The sequence below is a fragment of the Bacillus sp. JJ1127 genome (assembly GCF_036965845.1).
GTDB lineage: Bacteria > Bacillota > Bacilli > Bacillales > Bacillaceae_G > Bacillus_A.
Genome location: NZ_JBALQK010000389.1, coordinates 333 through 2,388, shown reverse-complemented (window position 1 = coordinate 2,388; position 2,056 = coordinate 333). Strand labels below are relative to the sequence as shown.

Genomic DNA, 2,056 nt, shown 5'->3' with positions numbered 1-2,056 from the left:
TGAAATAAAGTTTGATTAAATAATCGATAATACCCGTTAATGGAATAAGCACCCTACTAATTTTGCAGGGTGCATCCATTTTTTAAAATATTTCCTTTGCATCAGAAGGTAAATTTCTAACATGTTTAAGGTATTTAGTCATGTTTCTATCATCATCAATTGGATATGTGAAATTAAAATGTTCAGCGACATCTTTAGATAAGATTCTAAATAATTCACAAGTAATAAATATTGATTCCCATATATTCGCATAATCAGAATTAGAATAGGTTTCTTTGTACATTTTCCAATATGATTCTGGAAGATACTCCTTAAAATATTTCCCTAACTTTCCTGGTGAAACTTGAAAATCTTCTTGTATCCCAATCCACCAAGTAACCATCTTATCCAAAGAATCTCTCGTCGTATATTCAAACATTAGTTTTGCATATGGGAGTTCATCACGCCAAATTCCTTTTGCAACGTTTTGTAAACACCACCAAAATTCGTTTGTATAGCTATCGTATTCACCTTTGGATGGCTTTTTGACATAGTAATCTATATCAGTAGGATAAGGGATTGTTGGCAGAAAATTATCTTTATCCATTAAGGGAATAGTGAGCTTATCTTTTTCATACTCTTCCAGCACGACTTCTTTTGTTTGGATACGAAGATCTATGCGATTTCCATCTGTAAAGAGCATTAAAAAACCATAAGATCTAGTGAAGTCGAAAACAATTTCCCTACCAAAATCACTTTTGTCCGGTTCTTGCATCATGATTAAATCTCCAAAAGCATTAATCCATGTCTTATCTTTTATAAAAGATGCTGTTTCTGTTACAACATAAACAACATCATAGTCTTGAAAAATATCTTTTGGTACATTAGGGTTTGTTCTTGAACCATTCATGTAGACTGCTCGAATACGTTCATCCTCTTTGGCGATGTTTATTATAAGATCTATCATTTCTTGTTCATTTCTCATTGAATTCCCCTCCGATATATAGTTAGCTTTACATGAAAAATTCAAAATGGAGGAGCTCGTGGATGATATGAACCTAATCTAATAATTATAATTTATAATTTATTTAAGTTTTTTTTCATCTAACCTTCCTTCCCTATTTAGAGCTAGCTTTTTTATAATGCTACAGCTCTAAATTAGTGAAGCAAATGCTTCATTTTTTTGCGTTGAAAATATAAGAAAGTACTCATTACAATCATATTAATCACCCCTGCAATCGCTCCAATTTTTAAAATAGCGTATACGTATCGATTACCGCTTATCGGTATAATACTTAAAATAATGAACATAACGGATATTACAAATGAAATCATCATATTTCTCTTATTCTTACTCATATATGGAACCTCCAAAACTATTCACTTTTCCTATTTTCCGTTTCTAGCATTTGTGGAGCAGCGTTATATTAGATTTCGTATTGTAAGTCGTAATCTAATAACCTAATTTTACCATAAATTCATTCATATGGACCACTTCACTAAATGTAACTTTGTAAAAAAGTTTGATTAAAATAATGGTCTAAACCCTTTGTTTAACAATAAACAAAAAGAAATCCATTTTGAAAAAAGATTATTCAAAATGGATTCTTTTCTTTAAGCACTACAGAAACGACTTTATTATTAGTACACAATAGAAATGCTCTATGAGCTCCCTGATTAAATTATGAATGACACGACAAAAAGGATAGATAAGGTAAAAACAAATCACCTTGCCTATCCTTCTATATTAGGAATCTTTTTTTACGCATTTCTCAATAGAAATCTCCATTTCAAAGCACATTACTGTTTCTGTCACTACAAATTCTTTACTCACCTTTCAATGCACGTATTGGCAACGAAGTAACATATCCAATATACGAACATAATTCTTTAAAAAAGAAAGGAATTTCTGTATCTAATGTTTTATATGCTGATGTTGGGGTTGGTGAGGCGTATGCATCCATCCCAATATGCTTTGCAATTCGCATCGCTCGTTTCATATGAAGAGGATCACTCACAATCGTGTACGTATGTAGCCCATTATCCATACCGACCTGCTTCGCATTTTTTAAGTTAT

The 2,056-nt window shown here is 31.6% G+C and carries 2 protein-coding genes and 1 pseudogene; all 3 read right to left on the bottom strand.

All coding sequences use genetic code 11. The features are described 5' to 3' along the window. Positions 1–82: 82 nt before the first annotated feature. A complete protein-coding gene (locus V7183_RS24920) occupies positions 83–964 on the bottom strand; it encodes an aminoglycoside 6-adenylyltransferase (RefSeq protein ID WP_335361207.1) in 882 nt (293 codons plus the stop codon). A 173-nt stretch (positions 965–1,137) separates the two neighbouring features. Further along, positions 1,138–1,338, bottom strand: a complete 201-nt coding sequence (locus tag V7183_RS24915; protein ID WP_098212077.1) for a hypothetical protein — start codon at positions 1,336–1,338, stop codon at positions 1,138–1,140. Between the two features lie 467 nt (positions 1,339–1,805). Next, positions 1,806–2,056, bottom strand: a pseudogene (locus tag V7183_RS24910) (ElyC/SanA/YdcF family protein); the annotation flags it as partial.

Coding starts and splice junctions, on each gene's coding strand:
- V7183_RS24920 (WP_335361207.1), bottom strand. CDS start 964: ATGAGAAATGAACAAGAAATGATAGATCTTATAATAAACATCGCCAAA.
- V7183_RS24915 (WP_098212077.1), bottom strand. CDS start 1,338: ATGAGTAAGAATAAGAGAAATATGATGATTTCATTTGTAATATCCGTT.